We start from the raw sequence: 4,663 nt of genomic DNA, 5'->3' as shown, positions 1-4,663 counted from the left end.
CGCTCGGACCGGCCAGCAGCACGACCTCGCCCGGCCCGACCGACAGCGACACCCTCGGCATCGCGTGTGCGCCGCGGTCGACCCGCACCTCCCGCAACTCGACGGTCGAACCGCGCGGGGAGTCCGAGTCCTCGGTCGCGTCGGCGGTGCGCGCGGCATCCAGCGCGTCGAAGATCTCCTCGGTCGCGGCGACGCCCTCGGATGCCGCGTGGAACTGCACGCCCACTTGGCGCAGCGGCAAGTACGCCTCGGGGGCCAGCAGCAGCACGAAGAGCCCGACGAGCAGGCTGAGGTCGCCCGCGAGCAGGCGGAACCCGATCGTGACGGCGATGATCGCGACCGAGATGGATGCCAGGAACTCCAGGGCGAAGCCCGAGAGGAACGACACGCGCAGCACCGTCATCGTCTCGCGCTTGTAGTCGCGGGTGGTCCGCTCGATCGTGTCGGCGGCGCGGTGCTCGCGACCGAACGCCTTGAGCGTGCCGAGCCCCTCGACGGTGTCGGCGAACCGGGCCGCGAGGCGCCCGAGCGTGCCGTACTGCTTCTTCTGCACCGTCCGGGTCGCGAGCCCGATGAGCACCATGAACAGCGGGATGAGCGGCAGCGTCAGCACGACGATGAGCCCGGAGAGGGGATCGGCGAGGGTGATCGCGCCGATGAGGATCGGCGTCGTGATCGCGGTCGCCACCAGCTGCGGGAGGTAGCGACCGAAGTACGCGTCGAGCGCCTCGAGGCCGTGGCCCGCCGTCACCGACAGCGAGGCGGAGTTGCGTCGCGCGAGCCAGCCCGGACCGAGGGCCGCCACGGCCCCGACGAGACGTTCGCGCAACTGCAGCGATGCCGCTGCGGCGCCGCGGGCCGAGACCCGCTCGGATGCCGCGACCAGCAGGCCGCGTAGGACGACGAGCAGCACGGCGGCCGCGAGCACGCCGGACAGATCGCCCAGGGGGCGCCCGTCGATCGCGCCGACCAGGGCCGAGGTCAGCGTCCAGGCGAATCCGACGACGACCCCCGTCTGGGCGAGAACGATCGCCGCGCTCACCGCGAAGAAGCCGCGGGAGGCAGAGGCGTATCGCACCAGTCGGGGGTCGACGGGGCGCACCCGGGTCGTGTCGGTCAATGCGCCACCAGCGCGGCCTTCTCGATGCGGGCGCGGGTGACGCGCTTGCGGAACACCCAGTAGGTCCAGCTCTGATACGCCAGGACGATCGGCAGGAAGATGAGCGCCGCCCAACTCATGATCGTCAGCGTGTAGTCGGTGCTGGAGGCGTTCTCGATCGTCAGGCCCGAGCCGGCTTCGAGGGTCGAGGGCATGACGTTCGGGAACAGGGCGAAGAAGAGAGCCGCCACGGCGGTCACGATCGTGATCGCGCCGAGGGTGAAGGCCGTTCCCTCGCGATCGCGGAGGTTGGCCACCCAGGACCCGATGAGCGCGAGCGCCGCGATGCCCGAGAGGGCGACGACGCCGAGGAGCAGCGGAGCCTGATTGTTGGCGGCCTGGATGATCGTCCAGACCAGGAACACCGCGGCGGCGACGATCGTGAGCAGGCCCGAGGTCTTCGCGAGCGCCCGGGCATCGGTGCGCACCTGTCCGTCGGTCTTCAGCGCGACGAAGTAGACGCCGTGCGTGAAGAACAGCAGCAGGGTCACGACGCCGCCGAGGAGGCCGTAGGGGTTCAGCAGCGTGAACAGGGTTCCGACGTACTCGTGGTTGGCATTCAGGGGCACGCCCTGCACGATGTTCGCGAACGCCACACCCCACAGCAGGGCGGGGACGGCCGAGCCGATCACGATCATCCGGTCGAATCCGCGCTTCCACTTCAGCGAGTCGCGCTGGTGCCGGTACTCGAACGACACACCGCGGGCGATGAGCGCGAGGAGGATCAGCAGGAGCGGCAGGTAGAAGCCGCTGAACAGGGTGGCGTACCACTCCGGGAACGAGGCGAACAGCGCCGCACCGGCGACGATCACCCAGGTCTCGTTGAGGTCCCATACGGGGCCGATGGTGTTGATGATCTGCCGGCGGGCGATGTCGTCCTTGCCGAGGAACGGCAACGACATTCCGACGCCGAAGTCGAATCCGTCCAGGACGAAGTAGCCGATGAAGAGGAATCCGACGATCCAGAACCAGAGGTATGCGAGGTCCATGACTGTGCTCCTAGTAGACGGTCGTCGGGGTGTTCTCGAGGGAATCGGGCTCGCGCGGGGCGTTCGGGTCGGGCAGCGGGTCCGGACCCTTCTGCGCGTACTTCTTGATGAGTCCGAACTCGACCACGGCCAGCGCGGCGTAGATCGCGGTGAAGGCGACGAGCGAGATCAGGACGCTCCAGCCCGGAACACTGGGAGAGACGCCGTCCTCGGTGAGCATGAGGCCGAAGACGATCCAGGGCTGGCGCCCCATCTCGGTGAAGACCCAGCCGACGAGGCTGCCCAGCAGCGGCAGGGGTGCCGCCCAGATCGCCACGCGCCACATCCACGGCGCCACGGGGCGGGTCGCCTTCTTCCGCGTGACCCACAGGCCCACGACGCTGATCAGGGTGGCGAGACCGCCGAGGGCGATCATCCACCGGAAGGCCCAGTAGGTCACCCACAGGACGGGGGCGAAGTTGCCGTCGACCTGATCGGCGAACTGCGGGAACATCTGCTGGCTGTACATCGTGTTCAGGTCGTTGATGCCTTCGACGCAGCCGTCCAAGGAGTGCGTGGACAGGATGCTGAGCAGGAACGGCACCCGGATGGAGAACAGCTCGCTCGTGCCGTCCGGAGTCCCCAACGTGAAGATGGAGAACGAGGCGTTCGCCCCGCAGACGGTATTGAACGTCGCTTCGGCCGCGGCCATCTTCATGGGCTGGGTGGCGACCATCACCAGGCTCAACTGGTCGCCGGCGATCGCGACGAGCACGAACGACACCACGGTGGACCACAGCCCGAAACGCAGGGGTGCGCGCATCATCTCGACGTTGCGGCCGCGAGCCAGGTGCCAGGCGGAGATGGAGACGACGACCATCGCGGCGAACATCCAGCCCGAGAAGATCGTGTGCGGGAACGCCGCGAGGGCGACGGGGTTGGTGAGCATCGCCCAGAAGTCGACGAGCTCGGCGCGGCCGCCGTCGGCGGCCATCTGATAGCCGACCGGGTTCTGCATGAAGGCGTTGGCGGCGATGATGAAGTACGCCGAGAACGTCGCCCCGAGCGTGGCCATCCAGATCGTGCCGAGGTGGGCGAGGCGGGGGAGCTTGTCCCAGCCGAAGATCCACAGGCCGATGAACGTGGCCTCGAGGAAGAAGGCCAGGAGGCCCTCGAAGGCCAGGGGAGCGCCGAAGACGTCGCCGACGAAGCGGGAGTACGCCGACCAGTTCATACCGAACTGGAATTCCTGCACGATTCCCGTCACGACGCCCATGGCGAAGTTGATGAGGAAGATCTTGCCGAAGAAGCGGGTCAGGTGCAGCCACTTCACGTCGCCGGTGCGGTACCAGACGGTCTGGAAGATCGCCACGACGAGCGACATTCCGAGCGTCAGGGGCACGAACAGGAAGTGGTACAGGGTGGTCAGTCCGAACTGCCACCGAGCGAGCATGAGGGGGTCGAGCCACTCCACGGGATGCCTCCGATCGACGACCTACTGTGTGGTCTGACCACAGGGTACTCCCGCGTGGTGGAGCGCGCCGGAACGATCCCTCGGCATCGAACCATATACTCGGAACACCATTTCCTGGCGGGTCGGAGGGCCCTATGTCCGTGCGTCAAAGCCTGCTAGCGATCCTCGATCGCGGCGACTGCTACGGCTCGCAATTGCGCTCCGAGTACCTGCGGCGCACCGGCGCTTCGGTGAACGTGGGTCAGGTCTACACGACCCTCGAGCGGCTCGAGAGGGACGGTCTCGTCGAGCGGCGCGGCGCGGACGACGACGGCCGCGTGCTGTGGCGGGTGACGGCGGCGGGTCGCCTCCAGGCTCGAGCGTGGTTGGGTTCGGCATCCTCGACAGAGCGGCGGGATGACGTCGCCCTGCGCATCGCGCTGGCCCTCACCCTCCCCGGAGCGGACGTGGGTCCGATGATCGCCGCGCAGCGGGCGGCCGTCCGCGGCGCCCTCGCCGAGCCCGAACCCGGCGACGAGAACATGGATGCCGTCGCCCGCGCGGTCGTGGCCGCCGCTCGCCGGGTGCGACTCGAGGCGGATCTGCGTTTCCTCGACGAGGTCGAGCGGATGGCCGCGGACGCCGTGCCCTTCGACCTGTCGGACGAGCGTCCCCGCCGGGGGCGTCCGGTCCGAGCGACCCGCTGACGCGCGTATCCTCCCCTCGCCGATCCGTCAACCCGGGGGCGGCGGGCGGGATTTCGGCGCACGCTGAGAGGGCCCCGGACGAAGAAGGAGCCCTCATGGTCATGGACATTCCCGTCGGTCGCCCGGAGCCGATCTCGACCGTCGCCGCACGAGCTGCCGAACAGGCCGCACCCGCCGCGCCGCGCGCCACCGAGATCCCCTGGACCCGCATCGATCTCGATCTCTACGAGGTCGCGCGCGACGGACGGATCGTCGGATACATCGAGGTCGTCGGGGCCGTGTTCGTGGCCCTCGGGGGCGCGCGGTACGACCGCGCGGTCGAGGTCGCCCAGCACCTCACCTTCCACGACGCCGTGGACACCGTCCTGCGTCGTGC

The 4,663-nt window shown here is 68.8% G+C and carries 4 protein-coding genes and 1 pseudogene; 2 read left to right on the top strand and 3 right to left on the bottom strand.

The features are described 5' to 3' along the window. The 3 genes from LQV45_RS18200 to LQV45_RS18190 all read right to left on the bottom strand — a co-directional run. Positions 1-1,120: ABC transporter transmembrane domain-containing protein (locus LQV45_RS18200; RefSeq protein ID WP_253074575.1), on the bottom strand; the 1,120-nt coding region annotated here is incomplete at its 3' end. Beyond that, positions 1,117-2,148 (bottom strand): cytochrome d ubiquinol oxidase subunit II, encoded by a 1,032-nt coding sequence (cydB, locus tag LQV45_RS18195; protein WP_230008226.1) that lies wholly within the window; start codon positions 2,146-2,148, stop codon positions 1,117-1,119. The genes LQV45_RS18200 and cydB, both read right to left, overlap by 4 nt. A 10-nt stretch (positions 2,149-2,158) precedes the next feature. Beyond that, positions 2,159-3,601: a cytochrome ubiquinol oxidase subunit I gene (locus tag LQV45_RS18190; protein WP_138173782.1), complete on the bottom strand. Its 1,443-nt coding sequence runs from the start codon at positions 3,599-3,601 to the stop codon at positions 2,159-2,161. Between the two features lie 134 nt (positions 3,602-3,735). Here LQV45_RS18190 and LQV45_RS18185 point away from each other — a divergent pair, with 134 nt between their 5' ends. Then, positions 3,736-4,287 carry a PadR family transcriptional regulator gene (locus tag LQV45_RS18185; RefSeq protein ID WP_230008225.1) on the top strand — a complete coding sequence of 184 codons (552 nt, stop codon included), beginning with the start codon at positions 3,736-3,738 and terminating at the stop codon, positions 4,285-4,287. 95 nt (positions 4,288-4,382) lie between these two features. Next, positions 4,383-4,663 (top strand): annotated as a pseudogene (locus LQV45_RS18180) (hypothetical protein); the annotation flags it as partial.

Source organism: Microbacterium sp. Bi128, assembly GCF_918698205.1.
This window is presented reverse-complemented; position numbering and strand designations above follow the sequence as displayed.

Excerpts from the sequence above, each read along its gene's own strand:
- cydB (WP_230008226.1), bottom strand. The coding sequence starts at position 2,148 with ATGGACCTCGCATACCTCTGGTTCTGGATCGTCGGATTCCTCTTCATC.
- LQV45_RS18185 (WP_230008225.1), top strand. The coding sequence starts at position 3,736 with ATGTCCGTGCGTCAAAGCCTGCTAGCGATCCTCGATCGCGGCGACTGC.